This is a genomic window from Acinetobacter higginsii (genome assembly GCF_000369525.1).
In the GTDB taxonomy this organism is placed as follows: Bacteria; Pseudomonadota; Gammaproteobacteria; order Pseudomonadales; family Moraxellaceae; genus Acinetobacter; species Acinetobacter higginsii.
Genome location: NZ_KB850072.1, coordinates 26,039 through 46,755, shown reverse-complemented (window position 1 = coordinate 46,755; position 20,717 = coordinate 26,039). Strand labels below are relative to the sequence as shown.

Annotated in this window: 16 protein-coding genes and 1 tRNA gene; 7 read left to right on the top strand and 10 right to left on the bottom strand. The window is 40.0% G+C overall.

The features are described from left to right. Positions 1 to 100: 100 nt before the first annotated feature. Complete coding sequence (locus F902_RS06210) at positions 101 to 1,201, bottom strand: ComEC/Rec2 family competence protein (protein WP_005150472.1); 1,101 nt, start codon at positions 1,199 to 1,201, stop codon at positions 101 to 103. Between the two features lie 269 nt (positions 1,202 to 1,470). Here F902_RS06210 and F902_RS06205 point away from each other — a divergent pair, with 269 nt between their 5' ends. Further along, the gene (locus tag F902_RS06205) at positions 1,471 to 2,217 is read left to right on the top strand and encodes a hypothetical protein (RefSeq protein WP_005150471.1); all 747 of its coding nucleotides are present in this window, start codon (positions 1,471 to 1,473) and stop codon (positions 2,215 to 2,217) included. A 202-nt stretch (positions 2,218 to 2,419) separates the two neighbouring features. Here F902_RS06205 and F902_RS06200 read toward each other — a convergent pair whose 3' ends face one another. From F902_RS06200 to greB, 3 genes are all read right to left on the bottom strand, one after another. After that, complete coding sequence (locus tag F902_RS06200) at positions 2,420 to 3,625, bottom strand: tyrosine-type recombinase/integrase (protein WP_005150469.1); 1,206 nt, start codon at positions 3,623 to 3,625, stop codon at positions 2,420 to 2,422. 168 nt (positions 3,626 to 3,793) lie between these two features. Further along, a tRNA-Ser gene (locus tag F902_RS06195) sits at positions 3,794 to 3,883 on the bottom strand. Between the two features lie 96 nt (positions 3,884 to 3,979). Then, positions 3,980 to 4,468, bottom strand: coding sequence for a transcription elongation factor GreB (gene greB, locus F902_RS06190; RefSeq protein WP_005202026.1), 489 nt, complete (start codon positions 4,466 to 4,468; stop codon positions 3,980 to 3,982). 373 nt (positions 4,469 to 4,841) lie between these two features. Between greB and F902_RS06185 the strand changes: the two genes are divergently transcribed. Next, positions 4,842 to 5,951, top strand: a complete 1,110-nt coding sequence (locus tag F902_RS06185; RefSeq protein WP_005202024.1) for an MltF family protein — start codon at positions 4,842 to 4,844, stop codon at positions 5,949 to 5,951. A gap of 56 nt (positions 5,952 to 6,007) precedes the next feature. On the opposite strand, the gene F902_RS06180 is transcribed toward F902_RS06185, so the two are convergent. Both F902_RS06180 and ttcA read right to left on the bottom strand, forming a co-directional pair. Next, a complete protein-coding gene (locus tag F902_RS06180) occupies positions 6,008 to 6,391 on the bottom strand; it encodes an SCP2 sterol-binding domain-containing protein (RefSeq protein ID WP_004801562.1) in 384 nt (127 codons plus the stop codon). A gap of 196 nt (positions 6,392 to 6,587) precedes the next feature. Further along, complete coding sequence (ttcA, locus tag F902_RS06175) at positions 6,588 to 7,493, bottom strand: tRNA 2-thiocytidine(32) synthetase TtcA (RefSeq protein ID WP_004801563.1); 906 nt, start codon at positions 7,491 to 7,493, stop codon at positions 6,588 to 6,590. 498 nt (positions 7,494 to 7,991) lie between these two features. On the opposite strand from ttcA, the gene F902_RS06170 reads away from it, so the two are divergent. Both F902_RS06170 and htpX read left to right on the top strand, forming a co-directional pair. Beyond that, complete coding sequence (locus tag F902_RS06170) at positions 7,992 to 8,855, top strand: lytic transglycosylase domain-containing protein (RefSeq protein ID WP_171061104.1); 864 nt, start codon at positions 7,992 to 7,994, stop codon at positions 8,853 to 8,855. 217 nt (positions 8,856 to 9,072) lie between these two features. Continuing rightward, positions 9,073 to 9,978, top strand: a complete 906-nt coding sequence (gene htpX, locus F902_RS06165; RefSeq protein ID WP_004801567.1) for a protease HtpX — start codon at positions 9,073 to 9,075, stop codon at positions 9,976 to 9,978. A gap of 58 nt (positions 9,979 to 10,036) precedes the next feature. On the opposite strand, the gene F902_RS06160 is transcribed toward htpX, so the two are convergent. The 3 genes from F902_RS06160 to F902_RS06150 form a co-directional block, all read right to left on the bottom strand. Beyond that, the gene (locus F902_RS06160) at positions 10,037 to 10,630 is read right to left on the bottom strand and encodes a DUF4112 domain-containing protein (RefSeq protein ID WP_005202019.1); all 594 of its coding nucleotides are present in this window, start codon (positions 10,628 to 10,630) and stop codon (positions 10,037 to 10,039) included. A 78-nt stretch (positions 10,631 to 10,708) separates the two neighbouring features. Then, a complete protein-coding gene (gene mgtE / locus F902_RS06155; protein ID WP_004801570.1) occupies positions 10,709 to 12,046 on the bottom strand; it encodes a magnesium transporter in 1,338 nt (445 codons plus the stop codon). A 291-nt stretch (positions 12,047 to 12,337) separates the two neighbouring features. Next, complete coding sequence (locus F902_RS06150) at positions 12,338 to 15,445, bottom strand: efflux RND transporter permease subunit (protein ID WP_005202012.1); 3,108 nt, start codon at positions 15,443 to 15,445, stop codon at positions 12,338 to 12,340. A 329-nt stretch (positions 15,446 to 15,774) separates the two neighbouring features. Here F902_RS06150 and F902_RS06145 point away from each other — a divergent pair, with 329 nt between their 5' ends. Continuing rightward, positions 15,775 to 17,388, top strand: a complete 1,614-nt coding sequence (locus F902_RS06145; RefSeq protein ID WP_005202011.1) for a phosphoethanolamine transferase — start codon at positions 15,775 to 15,777, stop codon at positions 17,386 to 17,388. Positions 17,389 to 17,560: 172 nt separating this feature from the next. Beyond that, a complete protein-coding gene (locus F902_RS06140) occupies positions 17,561 to 18,703 on the top strand; it encodes a glycerophosphodiester phosphodiesterase (RefSeq protein ID WP_005202010.1) in 1,143 nt (380 codons plus the stop codon). A 44-nt stretch (positions 18,704 to 18,747) separates the two neighbouring features. Here F902_RS06140 and pnuC read toward each other — a convergent pair whose 3' ends face one another. Continuing rightward, positions 18,748 to 19,320 (bottom strand): nicotinamide riboside transporter PnuC, encoded by a 573-nt coding sequence (gene pnuC / locus F902_RS06135; protein WP_171061102.1) that lies wholly within the window; start codon positions 19,318 to 19,320, stop codon positions 18,748 to 18,750. A gap of 402 nt (positions 19,321 to 19,722) precedes the next feature. On the opposite strand from pnuC, the gene F902_RS06130 reads away from it, so the two are divergent. Continuing rightward, the gene (locus F902_RS06130) at positions 19,723 to 20,673 is read left to right on the top strand and encodes a DMT family transporter (protein WP_005202008.1); all 951 of its coding nucleotides are present in this window, start codon (positions 19,723 to 19,725) and stop codon (positions 20,671 to 20,673) included. Positions 20,674 to 20,717 lie beyond the last annotated feature (44 nt).

Below are 20,717 nucleotides of genomic sequence, written 5' to 3'. Positions count from 1 at the left end.
CCACTTAACTGCAATAAGCCTACTTGGACTGAAAGTCAAATTAATACCTAGCTCAAGCAGAAAAATAATTAAGCAGTATTGTAGCTAATTTTAGAAAAAGTTAATTATCAGTATCATCTACTTCATATGAAAACTCTAATGGGGTTACTGAACCCCAGCCAGCTCGTTCAGGCATTCCATTATAATGTCGTTTTGTACTTCCTTTAGTTGCAACAACTTTAAATCCCCTACGCATAAAAGCATTCACAACACGGTCTCTAGGGTGCTTTTTAGAGGATTGGGATGCTGAAACAAATGCCGTCTTATTTAAAGTAAGATTATGCGCATCAAAATTGATCGGCTCACCTAATAAACGGTTTAGTACAGTAGTAGATACATTTCTCCGACTACCGTGATGTGGTACTTGAACAAACTTTAAATCTTCTTTCAGTCTTAAATTGTTTCGTTCAGCAAAAATACAAGCCCTATCAATAGCTTCGACACCACTATCACCAGTAAGTACGAATCCGCGTCCTAATAAATTGGCATATAGCACTACACTACTATTATTTTCTGCTGAAGTTTGAACGTTATTAGGAAGATTCTCATCACCCCAAGATTCCTCTAGTAGCTTAGCAACTGTTTCAACAAAATTTTCCATGCCATCCATAATATTTTCAAAAACCATTTTTGCTTTTGGTGGAGTTTTTGAAAAGTCTGGTACTAGTGTATTTTTATACCAATCCTCATCAGGAGACAGAACTGTAAATGGTCCAATTTTTGCGCCTGCATAGGGTTCATACACTGGAATAGATTGTTCTATAGCTAGTTCATACACACGATGAGCCAGTCTCAATTTAGTTTTCATACGTTCACTAAGACTATTTGCAGTCATACGTCCATCATGAAATAGATCTAGAATCTCTGCACTATATTTCCACGGTTGATGAATCCAAACTTCACCAACTTGCATATTTTCCAACACATAAGTTAATCCAGAAACATGGTCACCATCCGGATGTGAATTAATAAGATAGTCAATCTTATCCATACCATAGTATTTTTTAATATGTTCAACCATAGCTTTGCCAGATGTTTGAGTGCCACCATCGTAGGCAATGATTTTTCCTACATTATCTTCAACGTAATGAAAAAGAATGCAATCTCCACTTTTTTCCCCACTCCCAACAGGCAAAAACTCTATCTCATAACTTGTAATCATCTTAAAACCCCATAATCATTCTTGTATAATAAGTGGTAGCTATTTTTGATATTTCAATTAAAATTTAATGATTTATTTTAGTTAGCAAGTTGTGCGTTATTGGGCTTTTTTTAAATTTCCCCATCCCTGAAGTTAGCTATAATTTCTACTGATAACCTTGGAGAGTGAGGGTAAGTCTTTAGAGTTCATGTAGGAATATCTAAGCACCAAATACTTGAAAACCTGCATCCAACCGAAACCATATATACTTTATAGAATGAGAAAATATAGTGAAACTATCAGACTATTTTGATCAATACTCACTTTCTGCACGAGTAAGACCTGCACTCTTTATTGTTTTACCAATAATATTAACGGCATATATACTGTTTGAACCACTTAGAACACTATTAGGCTCTCTGTTAACAATCTTATTGACTTGTGGAGTAGTTAATTTTTTTTCCAATCAAATGTCATCAAAAGGAAATGTAATTCAACAAACGTTATTTACTAAATGGGGTGGCGCTCCTACAACTCTTATTTTACGCCACTCAAACAATGAACTTGACAAATATACAAAACAAAGATATAGAGAAAAGCTAGTTTCATTAGTATCAAACTTTAAAAATGTCACTGAAAGAGCTGAAAGGTCTAATCCTGCCAATGCTGATCAATACTATATTTCAGCAATTAACTACCTAAAAGAAAAAACAAGAGATAGTAAAAAATATCCTTTAATTCTTAAAGAAAACATGAATTATGGATTTAGCAGAAATCTATTAGCTTTTAAAACCACAGCTATAATAATTATTTTAGCCTCATTACTAATAAGTCTTTCAATAATCTATGTTAAATTTAAAGATAAATATGTGGATATAAACTCTCTAATCTTATTACCATCTGAATACTATGTTCTAATCATCCTACACGTTATTTTTTTATTAATTTGGTGTTTCATGATAAATGAAACATGGGTAAAAGTTAGGGCATACGCATATGCAAAACGTCTTTTATCCTCTTGTGAAGAGATAGCTTAAAAAATTACTCACTCAGCACTCATTACAACTGCCATTTAAGACAATGGTCATTATATAAAATTAATTACTTATACATAAATATCTCATTTATTTAAAGTACACAGAGCCAATTTATTACAAATTGGCTTCTCTTAGACTTCTCGGTAATATTTTGACTAGCAATTTAATTACAAGATCAACATTCTTCTCGCTTCAATTCACTTTATTCAAGTAAAGACCCCAAATAATCTGCCCACTCCTGCATCATCTCACGACGATTATTCAGAAACTTGGTTCGGTTATAAGCTGTACCATTGTTGTCTTTTACCTTATGTGCCAGTTGATGCTCAATAAAGTCCACACGCTGCTCTAGAATTTCATCCAGCATAGTACGTGCAGTTGCCCTGAAGCCATGTGCTGTCTGTTCACCACCGTAACCTAGACGCTTTAAAGCTGAATTGATGGTATTATCAGAAATAATGTTTTTGCCATCTCGACCAACAAAGATATATTCGCAGTATGGATGTAGATCAATGATTGACTCAATTAGACCAAAAGCCTGATCTGACAAGGGTACAATATGAAGCTGCTTGGTTTTACTGGCTGTAAATTTAAAGCAGCGCTCCTCACGATAAAAATACTCCTTTTTCAGCTTGCGTATCTCCCCAGGTCGCTGAAATGTCAGCACAGAGATTTTCAATGCTACCTGCGTGGTCAATAAACAACGTGTATAAAGTTTGGAGTAGTTCCAAATTTTATTCAGCATCGGAGCTAAATCCTGTTCTTCTGTTACAGCTGCAAAGTTTCCGCCCTGTGGCTTTGGTAATTCTATATCCTCAATAGGATTATACTGAATCAGCTTTTTCTTACGCGCTGACTTAAAGATTTGGTTCAGGTCTGATTTAAGACGCTTGGCTACTGACAATGCACCACGTTCAATGATGCGCTTAAAGACCTTAGCTTCTAGTATCTCTAATGTGAGTTGTGGAAAAGTTAAATCACCAATATAAGGATAAGCATCATGCTTTAAACGACGAACAGTTTCTTCATCCTGCTTTTGTTCCAACTCCCGTTTATATAACCATGCTTCAGCAACAATACGAAAGGTGTTTTCTGCTTCTTTCTGTTTCTGAGACTTAGTTTCAATCCTTTCCATTGCAGGGTCTATGCCCTGTTTGATAAGTTTTTTATATTCATCACGAATCGTACGAGCATCGTCTAACGAAACTTCTGGGTAAGTGCCTAAAGATAAATCGTTACGCTTGCCTAAGAATGGGCGTGTGTAATTGAATATCCAATATTTGCTACCGCCCTGATCTATACGCAGATAAAGATTTCCACCATCTGACAGCTTATACATCTTATCAGGATCAGGTTTGGCTTTTTTAACTTGTAAAGCACTAAGCTTATTGATTCCACGAGTTGCCATAGTTCAGACATAAAAAAATGCAGTAAGAAATAATCTTACTGCATTTTTTACTACTTTATAACCACCGATTGGCGTAGTGCGTCACGGCTTGTTATATCGTACATTCCCAACTTTAACCTTACAAATCATAAACTTATATAGTGTTAAACAGTGTCAGAAACTTGAATTTGGCGGAAGCGGTGAGATTCGAACTCACGGAGGACTCACACCCTCGTCGGTTTTCAAGACCGGTGCATTAAACCGCTCTGCCACGCTTCCAATGGCGGCTATCATATAAATAAAAGTTCAACTTGGCAAATCTTTTATTCAAAATAATGCATCAACCGCTCAAAATAAAATCAACACTCTGTAATTTTAAGCATTTTCAGGTTTTTCATAGCGAATTGAGTTGATATACCACAGTTTTTTTCCCAACGGCGTATGCACTTCAACCTCATCATCCACTTGTTTCCCCAGTAAAGCACGCGCCATAGGTGACTCAATCGAAATATGTTGCGGATGATGATCGTAGATTTCATCGACACCCACGAGACGCAATTTTTTTTGCTCCCCTGCATCATTTTCAATTTCCACCCAAGCACCAAAGTAGACCTTTCCCTCCTGCTCAGGCACATAATCGACAATTTTTAATTCTTCTAAACGTTTTCCTAAATAGCGAACTCGACGATCTATCTTCCTAAGTATTTGTTTATTGTATTGATAGTCAGCATTTTCCGAACGATCCCCAAGGCTTGCCGCCCAGTTTACTTTTTTAGTTATTTCAGGACGTTCGTCATGCCAAAGCTTTTTTAGCTCAGCAACCAAAAGGTCATGCCCAGTACGCGTAATTAAATTCGATTTCATAAGCCCAAATACGTTAATACAACAGTCCATTTACAAGTTTTTGCATTGTATGCCTTATTTCGCCACGATTAAGTGTATAAATTTTATTCTTTTCCAAATCATAGGTTTGTGATGTAACTCTCAATTTTTTATTGTGCAAAATTTGACATTCTTGGTTTTGCCGCTTAATATGCGCCCCTAAGTTTGTTTTTGTTTATTTTTTATACACTTTGTAAATGTTGTGAAACATTTGTACCATCTTTCCCTTTAACTCAATGTCATTACTGAATGACGTTCATGACTTGCCCACCCTTATTGAATTTATCAACTTTTAAAAGTTAAGGCAGTGTTTTGCTGAACTTTTTGGGCATAAATTACCTGTAGCGGAGACAACATGCACAGTAATTCAAGTTCTGGGTCGAGGCCTAGCCTTAACTCTTTATCTTCCAAACGACCTTTTCAAGCTTTAGCGTTAGGAGCTGCAATCCTTCCTTTCAATAGCTTGAATGCTGAAAAATCACATCAATACAATACGGTTGTGAATACCAACGTTTTAACTGTCGTTGCAGTTGAAAGTCCAACCACGGTCTTTAAAGACGGTCAATTCCAACATGGTTTTGGTTATGACTTAGTGCGTAATTACGCACAAAGCTTAAATGTAAAGCTTGATTTCAAAACCGTTCCTGACAATGCCACGGCATTGAAATGGGTTGCTCAAGGTAAAGCGAACATTGCTATGACAACAGCCAATCTGGCTGCGATTGAAAATAAACAACTGGTTTCATTTTCAGCAAGTTGTGGCGATCAAGCAAGCCTAAGTAAAAATGGTTTAAATCCTCAGCTAAACTGGGTGTTTAAGCAAGCTGATGATCCCCTCACCCTCACGGCGAGTGGTTTTATCTGTCAAAGTAAGCAATCGGGTACAACCCAGCAATTGGCCTCATTCTATAACCGCAATGTGGTTAAACCAGAGTCTTGGTCTACGATTCAAAGAGATTTGAAACAACGCTTACCGATTTATAAGGCCAGCTTTAAGCAAAGCGCATCTAAATACAATTTAGATTGGCACTTACTCGCAGCAATTGGCTATCAAGAGTCTTATCTTAAACCCAGCTCAGTTTCTCCCACTGGCGTACGTGGTTTAATGATGTTGACCAACAGCACAGCCAAAGCGATGGGCGTAAGCAATCGCTCAGATCCACTGCAAAGTATTCAAGGTGGTGCAAAGTACTTTGATCTAATGTTAGATCAATTTGGTAATGTGCCTTATCCAGACCGTAACTGGTATGCTTTGGTTGCATACAATATGGGTCCTGGTGCAGTCAGCCAGATTCAGAAACGTATTCGTGCCCAAGGCAAAGATCCGAATCAGTGGGTCAATTTGTATGACTATTTACAGCGTAATCAAGCACGAAATGGTCGATATAAACAAGCCGTACAATATGTGACACGTATTCGTACCTATTTAGAACATCTCAAGACCAATAGCCGTATTGATGTATAACTGAATAGATATAAAAAAAGCTTACCTCTGGGTAAGCTTTTTTTATTCAGGAAGACTTAAGCAGTAAGCTCAAGTACTTTCTTGAATAAATCTTTTTGCTCTTGGCTTGGCTTCGCTGTTTGTAAAGCCATAAGTTGAGACATATCGCCTTGCACTTTGATTTTACCAGTCATGAATGCTTGCATCGCAGCAGCCATATCAAATTCCAAGAATACTTTACGTAAAGTTTCAGCATCCATGTTCAAAGTTGTTTTAGCATTTGAAGATAAACCCTTTTGGATTTTACCCGCATCTAAAGCCAACTCTGTATTACCAGCTGCATCTGTTACAACCAAGTTAATCGCTAAATTCGCAAGCGCTGGTGGCAAGTTTAAATCACCTGCTTCAGCAGTAAGTTTTTCAACAGTTGCAAACCAATCATCAGTTAAAAATGCAGCCATGATTATTCCTCAAATGTATTTGTTCAATTTCTTGTGCCATCTATCCAGACGACATCTCATGAAGCAATTTGCTCGTGCCCTGTTATAGCATGTAATTTTTATTTTAGGCTATGATTTTTTGTACGCGTGATTCAATTTTTAAAATTTTGATAAAAAAAAGGTACTTAACAAGTACCTTTTCAAAAATTTTTACACTTTACTCAGCTGCAAAACTGAGATTGACCACATCTAAGCGATTTTTCAACTCTTCTGGGTCTTTCATATCAAACTCACGTTGAGCATCTAACGCTTCAAAATCGAATAGCTCACGGTCCGCCAATTGTGATGGAGACACATTCTGTAAGGCACCAAAAATACTGTGTAAACGTTTTGGATGCTGTTTATCCCATTCACGCAACATGTCATTAATAATGGCGCGTTGTAAGTTTTCTTGTGAGCCACACAAGTTACACGGAATAATCGGGAACTGACGTAAATCCGCATATTTGATAATGTCTTTCTCTTCGACATAAGCCAAAGGACGAATCAGAATATTCTTTTTATCCGATGAAAGTAATTTTGGCGGCATCGCCTTCAAACTACCACCATGGAACAAGTTCAAGAAGAATGTTGCCATGATGTCATCACGGTGATGACCTAATGCAACCTTGGTTGCACCAATTTCTTGAGCGAAGCCATACAGCGAACCACGGCGTAAACGAGAGCATACTGCACAGTAGGTCTTGCCTTCAGGTGTTAAGCGCTTGGTAATGGTATAAGTATCTTTTTCAAGAATGTAATATGGAATATTGTTCTCTTCCATATAGCGCGGCAAGATATCTTCTGGGAAGCCCGGTTGCTTTTGATCCAGATTCACAGCCACAACATCAAAATTGATGGGTGCAATCCGTTTAAACTGCAGCAAGATATCCAATAAGGTATAGCTGTCTTTACCGCCAGACACACAAACCATGACCTTATCACCGTCTTCGATCATGTTGTAATCACGAATTGCATGTCCAACCTGACGACGAAGCTTTTTCAACAGACGATAATACGCTGAACTTGTCGGAAGTTCTGGCTTGAAATTAAATCCTTGGTTGGATTCCACTGGCGCGTACATAGACGTGATTTACTCATAAACAAAAATACCCGCAAGATTTTATCTCATTCCGAAAAAATGCGCATCTAAAGAATTTTTCAATTTCTTCCAATCGTCATATTTGAGTTTCATACTGGTAAAATTCTGATCAAAAAAATTCAGATTCGGCTGGATTGCTTATATTTCAAACTTTTCCACAGTTGTCCACAAAAGCTGTGGATAAATTTGTGGATTTCTTCGCTATTGACAAACTCTTTTTATCTTAAAATAAGGCTTCCGATTAGATTGATCATTTTTTAACCAATGATTTTATAAAAACAAAATCAATGACTTAGATAAGTCAAGACTTAGTTTTTAAAAAAAATTTTTTAATTTTTTTTGCTGAACATTCGAACAAAATGACTTGATTTTTGTCTAACAGTCGAAAATAAAAAAATTGTAGCGAAAGTTCTTTTTTTACTTTTTTTTGTTACACTGCTGTGAAGAACTTATGCTCATCCTTTCGTGAATATTATAATGATGAACAAAACAACATATTTTTTTACCCTTTGCTTGGGGACAATCGGTTTTTTTAATGGCGTAGCTCCAAGCTATGCTGGGCAGACGATTTATCAATTTAAAGACAACAATGGTACAACGCTGCTGACCAATAAGAAGAAAGCAGAATATAGCCATTTAAAAGTGGTGAAAGCAACCTACTATCCCGACAGTAATATCCATAGTTATAGTAACTGGGGTGCGAGTGAGGCTTCAGTGCTTCCGAGCTATAGCCGTAATAAAAATGCATTTGATCCATTGATTCGCCAAGCGGCACAGCAACATGGTGTCTCTGAGGGATTAATTAAAGCCGTGATGCATACGGAATCTGGCTTTAATATCAATGCCCGCTCTCCAGTAGGAGCGCAAGGTTTAATGCAACTGATGCCAGCGACTGCACGTCGCTTTAATGTGAATAATGCCTATGACCCACAACAAAATATTTTTGCTGGTGCAAAATATTTAAGTTGGTTACTTAAACGGTTTAATGGCAATACGCAACTTGCAATCGCCGCATATAACGCAGGTGAAGGCAATGTCGATAAATATGGTGGCATTCCTCCATTTCGTGAAACCCAAGACTATGTGCGTCGTGTCACTAGCCGTTATCAAAATCTATATGCATCAAGTATCGGCTCATCTTCATCGAGCGCCGCTACACAAGTGATTGCACAATCTGCCAATTACACCACGCCATCCACCGAAGCTGTAGAAGTTGCACCAGCACCAAAACAATATAATCGCCAAATTATTACTCTTGCCGATGGTACCTTTACCGATGCACCATCAGGTACCTATACCACCACCAATGCCACTGCTTCTGCCAGAATACGCCTCAGTGATTGACAATTCAGGCCAACGATTCTCACAGAATGATTTTACCTGATATTTTTTAGACAAAATTTCATTTAAGTCACTGTTTCATAGCCAATTCATCGTTTTATAGGCTAAATGTATCTGCGCCCACTTTTTGCTTGAATTTTTACAATTCGCCCTGCATATTAGCGTTATGATTTATAATTTATAAATCAGATCACTTTTTCTTTATAAGAGGGTTTTCTCAATGATGCGGATTGGTTTGTTCTTGCTAACCAACCTCGCGGTACTGGTTGTAGCTGGCATTATCTTGTCACTCTTCGGTGTCGGTAGTTACCATGGCGCAGGGGGCTTGAATCTAGGCAACCTTTTAGTCATCTGTTTTGTCTTTGGTATGGTGGGTTCTATTATTTCCCTGTTCATGTCGAAGTGGATGGCTAAAAAAACCACTGGGACAGAATTAATTGACCCAAATGCACCCCGTAGTCAAGCAGAAGCTTGGTTATTACAAGAAGTGGCGCAATTATCTCAACGTGCAGGTATTAACATGCCTGAAGTGGGTATTTTCCCTTCTTACCAATCCAATGCATTTGCGACAGGTTGGAATAAAAATGACGCATTAGTAGCTGTTTCAACTGGCTTACTTGAGCGTATGAACAAAGATGAACTTCGTGCAGTACTCGCGCACGAAATCGGTCACGTTGCAAACGGTGACATGGTGACCCTTGCGCTGATTCAAGGTGTAGTGAACGCCTTTGTCATGTTCTTTGCACGTATTGCAGGTGACTTCATCGACCGTAATGTATTTGGTCGTGAAGAAGGTGAAGCACCAGGCCTTGCTTATTTTGCCATTACCATCGTACTCGACATCGTATTCGGTATTATGGCCTCTGCCATCGTGATGTGGTTCTCTCGTCAACGTGAATATCGCGCAGATGAAGCCGGCGCACGTTTAGCAGGTAAACAAGCAATGATCTCTGCTCTACTTCGTTTACAAGCAGAATCAGAAATGCCAGATCAAATGCCAAAAGAAATGAAAGCATTTGCGATTGCGGAAGGTAAGGAACAAGGCTTTAGCTTAGCTGCTTTATTCCAAACTCACCCTACCATTGAACAACGTGTTGCTGCATTACAGCAATTAAATGTTCAATAATCAGTATCAGATACATAATAAAGCCTCCATCACGGAGGCTTTATTTTTACTTAAAAATCTAGTGCGCTTGGAAAGATTGATAAAACTGCCACAGATAACTGAAACCGGCCCAGACCGCGACAACCAATAACATAAGGACTGCAATTCCCAACAAATCTGGGATACGTAACCAAATCCAGCTCACGATCGGATTACGCCAAAATGCCGAGCTTTTTTGCTTCTGCTCAAGTGATTCATGTAAGAATGGATGGACCACATGAATATCACTGTGCACTTGATATTCCTCACGGATATGCGCATGTACAATTTCAAGCGTCTTGCGACTCGGACGAATAAATACGTCAAATAAGGTGCCGACAATCGGTACAAAACCGACCAACATATCCATAATTGCCAGTTTGACCACACCCTTCAGTTTATGCTGTGGTACACCGACCTCCCTCGCCTTTTTAAACGCATACAGCGTTAAAATAAAACCGGCAATATCACCTGCAAAAGGAATGGTGCTCAGTGCAGCATCGGCTCCAACACCTTGTTTGGTGAACGGAATCCGAACCAAACTGTCCATGGTGTTGGCAAACTTTGCTAAATCACGTTCGACAGCAATCGCTTGCTGCTGAGTTAATTTTTTTTGTTGTGTTGGAGCCGTCATTCACTCAACCTAAAAACCATGTTTATGCTTGAGAATAAAGTAGTTTTTAACTTTTGTCGGTACAATTATTATTACGACTCAGAATAAAATCATCGAGGCGATAAATAAATACACCAATACCCCTGTCGCATCACAAATTGAGGTGACCAACGGCGCGGAAGCACTGGCAGGATCAAGTCCAGCTTTGTTTAAGATAAACGGCAAGCTCATTCCGATCAAACAGCCCATCAATACAATGCCCATCATGCTCAGCGCCAGTACCAAAGCCACCATTTCATCACCACGGAAATAACCCAGTAATGACACTGCAACCGCCATGGTGCCACCTAAGCACAGTGCAACTAAACTTTCACGTCCGAGTAAATAAAACCAGTCTTTGAATTGCACATCACCCGTTGCTAAGGCTCGGACCATCAATGTTGAAGACTGAGAACCTGCATTGCCTCCACTTCCCACCAATAACGGCAAAAAGAAAACCAATACCAGATTTTTCGCAATAACATCTTCATAGTGGGCAATACCAATCCCTGACAACAAGCTACCAAACACCAAGAAAACCAACCAAAAAACACGCTTCTGATAAAGTTGCAAAATGGGTGCCGACTTAATACTGAGTTTAGATGATGCATTGACCGCACCGACTTTTAAGAAGTCTTCTGTTGCTTCTTCGCTGGCCACGTCCATCGCATCATCATAGGTCACGATCCCGACCATCATGTTTTGATGATCAATAATCGGCAGCGCTAATAAATCATAACGTGCAATGGTTTTTGCCACTTCATCTTGGTCGGTATCCACATAAGCGGTTAAGACATTGGTTTCCATGAGCTCATTAATATTTTGCTCTTCAGGCGCAAGTATCAGTTGCTTTAAAGATAAAACCCCGAGAATTTTGCGTGCTTCATCCAACACATAAGCGAAATAAATCATTTCCGTATCGGGGGCTTCGAGGCGCAACATTCTGATTGCATCCATGACCGTCATATTCGGTTTTAAGGTCGCATATTCGGAGCTCATAATCGCACCCGCTGTTCCCTCTAAATATGATGACAGTTGACGGATATCTTCTCTCTCGGCCTGTGCTAGGGCTGGTAATAGCGCATTTTGTTGTTCTTCATCTAAACACTTAAACACATCAGCGCGTTTATCCGATGACATTTCCCCAATAATCTCTGCCAGAATATTTCTGGGCATGGCTTGAGCCAATTTGACTTGTTCATTGGGTGGAAGATAGGAAAATACGTAGGCACGATCAGGTAAATGCGTGAGCAGTAATTGACTTTGTTCAGCCGAGAGCTGTGTCAATACATCTGCAATATCGACGGCTTGAAATGTTTCAACTGATGCAAGTGCCAGTTCAATATGATTATTTTTAAGTGCGTCGCTTAATAAATATAAAAAGTTGTTGTAGCTCATATTCGCCTCTTCACTACAAAGTATCTGCAATGAAGGACTAAACGCAGCGTATTATTTTACGATCGAATAGAAAACTTCATTCAGATTTTGATTAATATAAAAATGTGTAATTTGAAATAAACTACAACTCTGCGTGTCCATTTAGGGAATCAAACCTCATTAGGCCGCTTATACGGCACGGCAATACTACAAATATTTTTTTATATTCTCAACTTAGACAACAAAAATGAACAATTCGAACCTTTATTAGAGGAACGAATTATTCATGTCTGCCACTAATTTATAGTGCTCTTATTTAGCCAACTCAACCTTATCTTTAGGCTTAAACAAGGTTCTGACCAGTACATACATAAATGGAATAAAGATCAGCACCAGAATCGTACCAAATACAACTCCACCAAACACACTATAGCCAATCGCTTGTCGGCTCAATGCGCCCGCACCACTGGAGAACATCAATGGAATCACACCTGCACCAAATGCAATTGAAGTCATTAAAATTGGTCTGAGGCGAAGCCCAGCTGCATGTAATGCAGCCTCTAATGCTGTTCGGCCTTGTTGTTGTAGACTTGCTGCGAACTCAACCATCAAAATCGCATTCTTACAAGACAGGCCAATGGTGGTCAGCAATGCAATCTGGAAATAAATATCGTTGGCAAAACCAAACCAATAACTAAATAGAATGGTTCCTCCAATCCCAAGTGGAATCGCAGCCATGACCACTGAAGGAATCGACCAGCTTTCATACAGCGCTGCAAGACAAAGGAAAATAAAGGCTACAGACACCAGATATAACCAGATTGCCTGATTACTGGATTCTTGTTCTTGATAAGACAATCCACTCCATTCCAAACCGACATCAGGCATTTGATCCACCAGACTACGAATGGCCTGCATCCCCTGCCCACTACTAAAGCCATTGGCTGCATCTGCTTCCAAGCTGATGGCAGGATAGCCCATAAAGCGTTCTAACATCGGTGGCGCACCTTGCCACGCAATCTGACTAAATTGCGAGAAGGGTACCATCTGCCCATTGGCATTTTTAACATACCAGTAATTCAGGTCTTCCGGCTTAGAACGATACGGTGCATCACCCTGTAAATAGACCCGTTTAATACGCCCACGATCAATAAAGTCATTGATATAGCTACCACTCCACGCTGTCGAGAGTGTGCGGTTAATTTCACTGACATTAAGACCATGAATCATCGCAGCTTTATGATCAATCTTGATATTCAATACGGCCTGATCATCATTGCCTTTTTTATCAAGGTTTTCGACCGAAGGCAGTGCATTCCCTTGTTGCTGCAAACTTCGGAAAGAGTTCAATAAACTTTCTCGACCCAAGCCTTTGGTGTCCTGTAGCCAAAACTCCATTTTGTCAGAGTTCCCGAGCCCACGAATCACTGAAGGCATCAGCACCATAATGCGCGCTTGATTATTTTGGGAGAAATACTTCATTGCACGTGCACGAATTTGCTGTGCGCTATTTTCTGCACCTTTACGATCATTCCAATGTTTTAATGAAACAAAAGCCTGCCCCAAATTCTGTCCTGTACCTGAAAAGTTACGCCCATGAATCACCATGACCCCATTCAGGTTGGCCTTTTCATGTTCAAGGAAATAATCTGAAATTTGTTTTCCAACTTCTTCGGTCTTGCTCATCGGTGTCCCTTCCGGTAAACGGAATTGAACCCCTAACAAGCCTTGATCTTCTTGAGGTAGGAAGCTGGTTGGAAGGTCACGATAAACCCAAATAAAACTACCGATCAGCAGTACAATACCCAATAGAGAAATGGTTTTTAAATTAATGACTTTTTGTGAAACATTGAGATAACGCGTTTTAATATAGTCCAAACCCTGATTGAACTTGATCGCCCAACGCGCCTGTTTCTGCTGAGGCTTTAATAAAATCGCACATAAGGCTGGGGTTAGGATCAAAGCCACCAGCAATGAAAGTCCCATCGCGACCACAAGCGTAATCGAGAACTGGCGGTAAATAATCCCTGTTGCACCACTAAAGAAAGACATTGGAATAAATACGGCGGTCAGTACCAACGTAATCCCGACCAAGGCACCACTGATCTCATGCATGGACTGAATTGAGGCTTGCTTGGCACTGAGTTGCTGTTCATGCATCAGCCGCTCAACGTTTTCCACCACCACAATCGCGTCATCGACCAACAAACCAATCGCCAACACCATCGCAAACAAAGTCAGGGTATTGATGCTCATCCCTAAAACCGCTAAAACGGCGAAAGTTCCGAGAATTACCACTGGCACGGTAACCGCAGGAATTAAAGTAGCCCGCCAGTTTTGCAGGAAGATAAACATCACCAAGACAACCAAACCAATGGCTTCGATCAGGGTTGATACCACTTGCGACATCGACTCTTTTACGAAAGGCGTATCATCTCGTGGATAGACCACAAAATAGCCTTCAGGTAGCGCTTTTTCTAAGCGTGCCACTTCCTTATACACTGCATCGGCAACTTGCATCACATTGGCCCCGACCGTCAAGGACAGTGAAAGCCCCGATGCAGGATAACCATTTAGACGGTTAAACACCTGATAGTTTTCAGCACCGACTTCGACACGAGCGACATCTTTTAAGTAAACAAAGCTGCCATCTGTATTGGCTTTGACAATGATATTTTCAAACTGTTCTGGTGTTCGTAATAAAGAACCCGAGGTGACTTTGGCATTTAAATATTGATCTTGAGCGGCAGGTAAATCCCCAATCGCACCTGCTGCTACCTGTGCATTCTGGTTTTCCAAGGCAGTGCGCACTTCACTGACTTGTAATTGATAACGTTCTAAGCGTTGTGGATCGAGCCAAATACGCATGGCATATTGCGATCCGAATACACTGACCTCGCCAATCCCTTCGATTCGACTGAGATTTAACTCAAAGTTATTGGTTAAATAATCTGAAATATCTAAATTGGTTGAACGCCCTGATTTATCTCCCAGACCGATCACCATAAATGAATCACTCAGCGACTTGCGAACATTAACGCCTTGTCGTTGTACATCTTCGGGTAGGCGGTTAATCGCGCCATTAATCGCATTTTGTACCTGAACTTGTGCTTGATCTGGATCTGTACCTTGATCAAAGAACAGACTGATTCGGCTATTACCACTGGCATCACTGCTGGAGTTGAAATACAGCAGATGATCAATGCCTTTAATTTGTTGTTCTAAGACCTGGGTAACACTGTCTTCAACCGCTTGTGCATCTGCACCACTATAATTTGCCGCAACAGTAATTCGTGGTGGCGCAATATCGGGATAACGCTCCACCGGTAACTTTAGAATTGAAAAGAGACCCACAGCCATGACGATGATTGCCAGTACACCAGCAAAGATCGGGCGATGAATAAAAAACTTAGATAACATGGCTGTTTATTCCATTCTAGAAACAGTCAATTTTTCAAAAAGATAGAGAGAATACGAGTACGTTCAAACTATGATCATTACCGAGCTTTCAGGCAAACACCATCCCTATTAACATATCATTTCAAAAAGCAGAAATTGAGGAGAAATAATGGATTTTAGATACTTCTACATAACTTCATGCACGATCTTTGCACCAATTTAACAGTTTAGCTGTGCTAATTAATTTAATTTACTGTGCAATCAAATACTTCTTAATTTAGAATTGACACACTCCCCCGTTAAACCGATATTAGCCGCTTAACTTTTCTCCCTCACAGTACTAGGCATATATGAAGGCCAGCTTAAAAAACTTGAATATTCTGCTGCTGATTTTGCTGCCTGCATTCATTACAGGTGGCTTGCTCATTGTCGCAGGTAATTTATCTGATGGTTTAAGGCTTGGCTTTTTATCTCTACCTGGTGTTTTGTTTATTTATTTGGCAATTACGCGCCAAAAAACATATTGGTATATCCTGACCATTGCTTGGTGGTTTATTGCTTGGTTAGACGCCTTGCTACGTTCAAGTACCTGGTTTTTATTTAATAGTGATAATGAAGCCTATTTTGTTATTGAAGCGATAGCCAATACCAATCATCAAGAAATTTGGGGATTCTTACAACTGCATCTGGTCACGATTGCTGCAGTAATTTTTGCTTTACTCAGTGTGTTGGCTATCTATAGTTTTTCTGTATTTAAACTGGTTAAGCCTGCCCATTTTAGTCAACTCTGGCACAGTCGCATTTATCGCAGTTGTATTATTTTATTGATGTTACTGACCGTGACCAGCTATTTGATGAAACCTTCACGAAAAGTCCACCCCATTATTTTTTGGACGGAGTTTGAGACTAAAATTGAAGATTTCCAAAATAGAATTAAGCAACATAAAGATGTCCATCAGCAATGGGATGTCAGTGCTAAACAAAATCTCGCACTGACCCAACAAGCAGTAGGCAAACAAACCCATGTACTGGTACTTTCTGAAAGCCTAACCAGTTTGAATCTAGGGGTGTGTGGTTATGCACGCGATACCACACCTGAATTAGCCAAACGACTGGCTGACATCAAAGTATTCTGTAATGCCTTCTCACCATCACCATCTACGATTAATGCATTACGGGTCTTGTTGACCGAAAGTCCGGCTTCTGAACATGATAAATATTCGCCTGAGAGTGTGCTGGCTTACGCACGTGCTGCAGGATATAAAATTTATTGGCTCAGTAACCAAGATGATACTTATCTGTCTTCTTTATTTGGTTCCTATGCCGATAAAGCGGTTTATAAAAACACCCGCTCTGGACGGAGTAGTACCTCTTTAGATGAAAGCTTATTGCCTGATTATCAGCAAGCACTTGCAGATCCTGATCCCAAGAAGTTAATTATTCTTCATCTGATTGGTGCACACCCGAATTATAAAGAGCGCTATTCTGCCGCCTTCAATAAATTCAGCAGTGAAAGTAATGATACTGTAGAAACAGAACTGAAGAATCGCGATATTGACCCTTGGATTCGTTCCTTACGTAATGATTATGATAATGCCGTGTTATATGAAGATTCTCTGCTAGCACAATTTTTAGATACATTGAAAGCCGATACAGTCCCAGATTTTAGATCATTCACCGTTGTATCAGATCACGGCAATGAAGTGGGACATGAGATAGACTATGCTGGACATAGTCCCAATACCAAAGCAGGCTATCAGGTTCCTGTAATCATGTGGGCAGATAAAATGCTCGCCACTGGGGTTAACAAAGACAGAACCATCAATACCGCCGAACTTGATAACAATTTAATGCACATTATGGGGCTAAAAGATAAATCATCGCTTGGACAATCTTATTGGCAAGATAAAGACTATCAGTTTATCCCTGAGATCAATTGGCCGTATTGGAAGCATAAATCCTAAAATCATGATTAGACATCCAGTTGTGCTCAATTGTCCGACTGGATGTTTGCTATAAATCATACAGACATTTTAAAATTCTTGATAATTTCATAAAAGCATCATGCAACTGTCATTTATTTGATAACTTTAGCTTGCAAACTAGCCGCTTAAATAAAAACTGATGAGTTTGTTCATGTTTAAAAAAGCTGCGCTTTGTCTCTGCCTGCTCAGTCTTGCAGGCTGTAATGATGACAATAATAATCAAAGTAAGACCACTCCACCTGAATATCAACTGCCAAAAATTTTAGTGATTGGACATCGTGGTGCCAGTGCGCTTCGACCAGAACATACCCTCGCCTCTTATCAAAAAGCCATAGATGACGGCGCTGATTTTATTGAACCCGACTTGGTTTCAACCAAAGATGGTGCCTTGGTCGCACGACATGAAAATGAAATTGGTGGGACCACCAATGTTTCCACCCTATCTCAATTTGCAGACCGTAAAAAAACAAAAGTCATTGATGGGGTCACTTTAGAAGGTTGGTTTACCGAAGACTTCACTTTAAAAGAGTTACAGCAACTCAAAGCCCGTGAACGTATTCCACAATTCCGACCAGACAACCAGAAGTATAATGATCTCTATGCTATTCCAACCTTAGAACAAATCATTGAACTGGCAGAAGCACATTATAAAAAAACAGGCAAAATCATTGGTCTATATATTGAAACTAAACATCCGACCTACTTCCAGCAACAGAATCTGGCGATGGAAGATGCTTTACTAAAAACCTTATCTAAGTATCAATACAGCCGAGATATTGCGCCTATTTATTTACAATCTTTTGAAGTTGGAAATTTAAAATACTTAAAGAGCCAACTCGACTTACACAAGAGTGTTAAGCATGCACAATTGATTCAGCTCTATGATGCGCCAGAAGCAAGACCGGCAGATTATGTTGTGCAAAATAATCCTAAAACCTATGCGGATCTGGCAACGGCACAGGGTCTTAAAGACGTTTCAAGCTATGCCAATGGTGTCGGTCCATGGAAAGTCTATGTCTTTAAAGATGCCGCAATGACACAGACCACTTCGTTTATTGCGGATGCGCATAAAGTCAATTTAAAAGTACATCCTTATACCTTCCGTCCAGAAAACAACTTCCTGCCCGATACGCTGAAATGCAGTGCTGATGTCGCTAAAGCAGCTGAGCGTTGCAGCACAGGGTCCATCAAAGAAATGCAGCTTTATTTTAAAGCGGGGGTCGATGGTGTATTTACCGATGATCCAGCTTTAGGCCGTCAAGCTGTACAGACCTATCAGGCAACGACGAAATAAGACTTAAATACACAATAACAAGGGCAGCTCAGCTGCCCTTGTATTTATAGTTGAAACTGTTGTTTTTGTTTGACCTGTTGCCATTGCCACCAACCATAGGCCGCCAATCCAACAAAAGCTGCATAGAGTCCCGCGGTCAGGAAAACCTCTTTGTAAATAAACATACCGACATAGATAATGTTGACAAAAATCCAGAGAATCCAAGTGGCAATATGCTTACGGCTGGTCCAGTAGGTTGCAAGTAAACTAAATGCCACCAATTGTGAATCTAACATCGGTACAGCAGCATCGGTAAAGTGTTTAAGAATCAAGCCAAACAACAGACCAAAAATCAGCGCCAAGCACATTTGCGCCAATACAGTGGTCTTGGCAATCGGTTCAATCCGAATATCATGGTCTTGACGTTTGCCTTTAAGCCAGTAATAGAATCCATAAAGATTCATCGCAATAAAGAAAAATTGCAGGATCGTTTCGCCATATAACTTGATGGTAAAGAAAAAATAGGCATACAAACTACACGCCAGAAAGTTAAACCACCAACACCACATATTGCGTCGAATGGTCAAGGTCACACCAATCAGACTAATCACTACCGCAAAAATTTCAAAGGCAGACAAGAGCAAACTTCTTTCAGAATTTGATGGCAACATTATGGAAAAATCTGCAATTTTAGCAATGCCCAATTGTTTATTTACTTTGCTTATATTTTTATCTTTATTTGAGAGAACGACTATTTTTCACCCAAAGCCTATGCTATAAAAATCTAAAGCTAATTTCAGAATATTGATATGTTCAGCAACAAAGTGTCTTTCGCACCCGTCATCGTGATTTCGCATGCTATTTCTGCCCATGCAGCATGGCGACGTGTCTGCATTTTTATGCGAGGAGACTTTGTACAGCTTCATCCGATGCCCCCTTAAAAAAGCATCATTTGAATCCCAAGGTCGCCTCAACAGCGACCTTTTTTGTTGCCTAAATTTTTTAACCCCATCTACCGTTGTTATAACAGGAACCTCAACATGAGCCAGTTACCCGAAAAGAATTTTATATCCAGCACACAGATGCAACCGGCTGTGGCTCTCGTTTCCCCTCGCCTTGCCACAGTCGGTCAATTTATCGCAGTCGTGCTGATCTGGTCATTCACACCTTTGGCCGCGGTTTTGACTGTGCACGAAATTCATTGGGCTTGGGGACTGTTTTTCCGCTTTAGTATCGCCATTCCGTTGGCATTAATTTGCCTGTTTTATTTCCGACAAAAACTTATTCTGACACCTCAGGCCTTGATCAGTTATGGCGCAGGTGCGGTTGGCTTATTTGGCTCTATGACCTTCTGCTATATGGGCGCAACCCGTGTTTCATCGGGTATGATTTCGATTATTTATGGTACGGCGCCACTCTGGTCAGGTTTGATTGCCGTCTTTATTCTAAAACGCGAACGTTTTTTAAAACGTCAATGGTACGGACTCACACTAGCAATTTTTGGCTTGTCTCTGACACTCGGTATAGGTGCTGATCATATTCAGCTGGATTCAGTTGGGGTGTTATATGAAATCATTGCGGTTCTACTCTATGTACTTTCAATGTTTAGCGTTGCCAAAGTTGGCGCAGAAATTCATCCAATCATTCAAACCACAGGCTCAACTCTGGTTTCATGGTTTGGCTATCTGTGTTTATTACCTTTTTTTCTCGCTGAGGCACCAACGCAGTTCCCGAGTCTGCAAACCAGTTTGGCCCTGCTGTATAGCGCCTTATTTTCTTCTGTGCTGGCCATGATTTTTTACTTTCATCTAATTCAAAAACTCAACCCAACTACAGTGATGCTGATCACCATTCTGACGCCTGTGTTTGCCACCTGTTGGGGCTTTTTGTTCAATCATGAGCCTCTCAGTTCACATCTGATCATAGGTTTAATGTTGCTGTGTTTCGGTCTGTTTCTTTATGCCTATCGAAACCGACCACGCCCACAATAAATATGCAAACGGATCGGTCAGGTAACACCTCCGATCCATGATAG

Bases quoted from the DNA above. Each gene is read 5' to 3' on its own strand.
- F902_RS06210 (WP_005150472.1), bottom strand. From the start codon at position 1,201: ATGATTACAAGTTATGAGATAGAGTTTTTGCCTGTTGGGAGTGGGGAA.
- F902_RS06200 (WP_005150469.1), bottom strand. From the start codon at position 3,625: ATGGCAACTCGTGGAATCAATAAGCTTAGTGCTTTACAAGTTAAAAAA.
- greB (WP_005202026.1), bottom strand. From the start codon at position 4,468: ATGAAATCGAATTTAATTACGCGTACTGGGCATGACCTTTTGGTTGCT.
- F902_RS06185 (WP_005202024.1), top strand. From the start codon at position 4,842: ATGCACAGTAATTCAAGTTCTGGGTCGAGGCCTAGCCTTAACTCTTTA.
- F902_RS06180 (WP_004801562.1), bottom strand. From the start codon at position 6,391: ATGGCTGCATTTTTAACTGATGATTGGTTTGCAACTGTTGAAAAACTT.
- ttcA (WP_004801563.1), bottom strand. From the start codon at position 7,493: ATGTACGCGCCAGTGGAATCCAACCAAGGATTTAATTTCAAGCCAGAA.
- F902_RS06170 (WP_171061104.1), top strand. From the start codon at position 7,992: ATGAACAAAACAACATATTTTTTTACCCTTTGCTTGGGGACAATCGGT.
- htpX (WP_004801567.1), top strand. From the start codon at position 9,073: ATGATGCGGATTGGTTTGTTCTTGCTAACCAACCTCGCGGTACTGGTT.
- F902_RS06160 (WP_005202019.1), bottom strand. From the start codon at position 10,630: ATGACGGCTCCAACACAACAAAAAAAATTAACTCAGCAGCAAGCGATT.
- mgtE (WP_004801570.1), bottom strand. From the start codon at position 12,046: ATGAGCTACAACAACTTTTTATATTTATTAAGCGACGCACTTAAAAAT.
- F902_RS06150 (WP_005202012.1), bottom strand. From the start codon at position 15,445: ATGTTATCTAAGTTTTTTATTCATCGCCCGATCTTTGCTGGTGTACTG.
- F902_RS06145 (WP_005202011.1), top strand. From the start codon at position 15,775: ATGAAGGCCAGCTTAAAAAACTTGAATATTCTGCTGCTGATTTTGCTG.
- F902_RS06140 (WP_005202010.1), top strand. From the start codon at position 17,561: ATGTTTAAAAAAGCTGCGCTTTGTCTCTGCCTGCTCAGTCTTGCAGGC.
- F902_RS06130 (WP_005202008.1), top strand. From the start codon at position 19,723: ATGAGCCAGTTACCCGAAAAGAATTTTATATCCAGCACACAGATGCAA.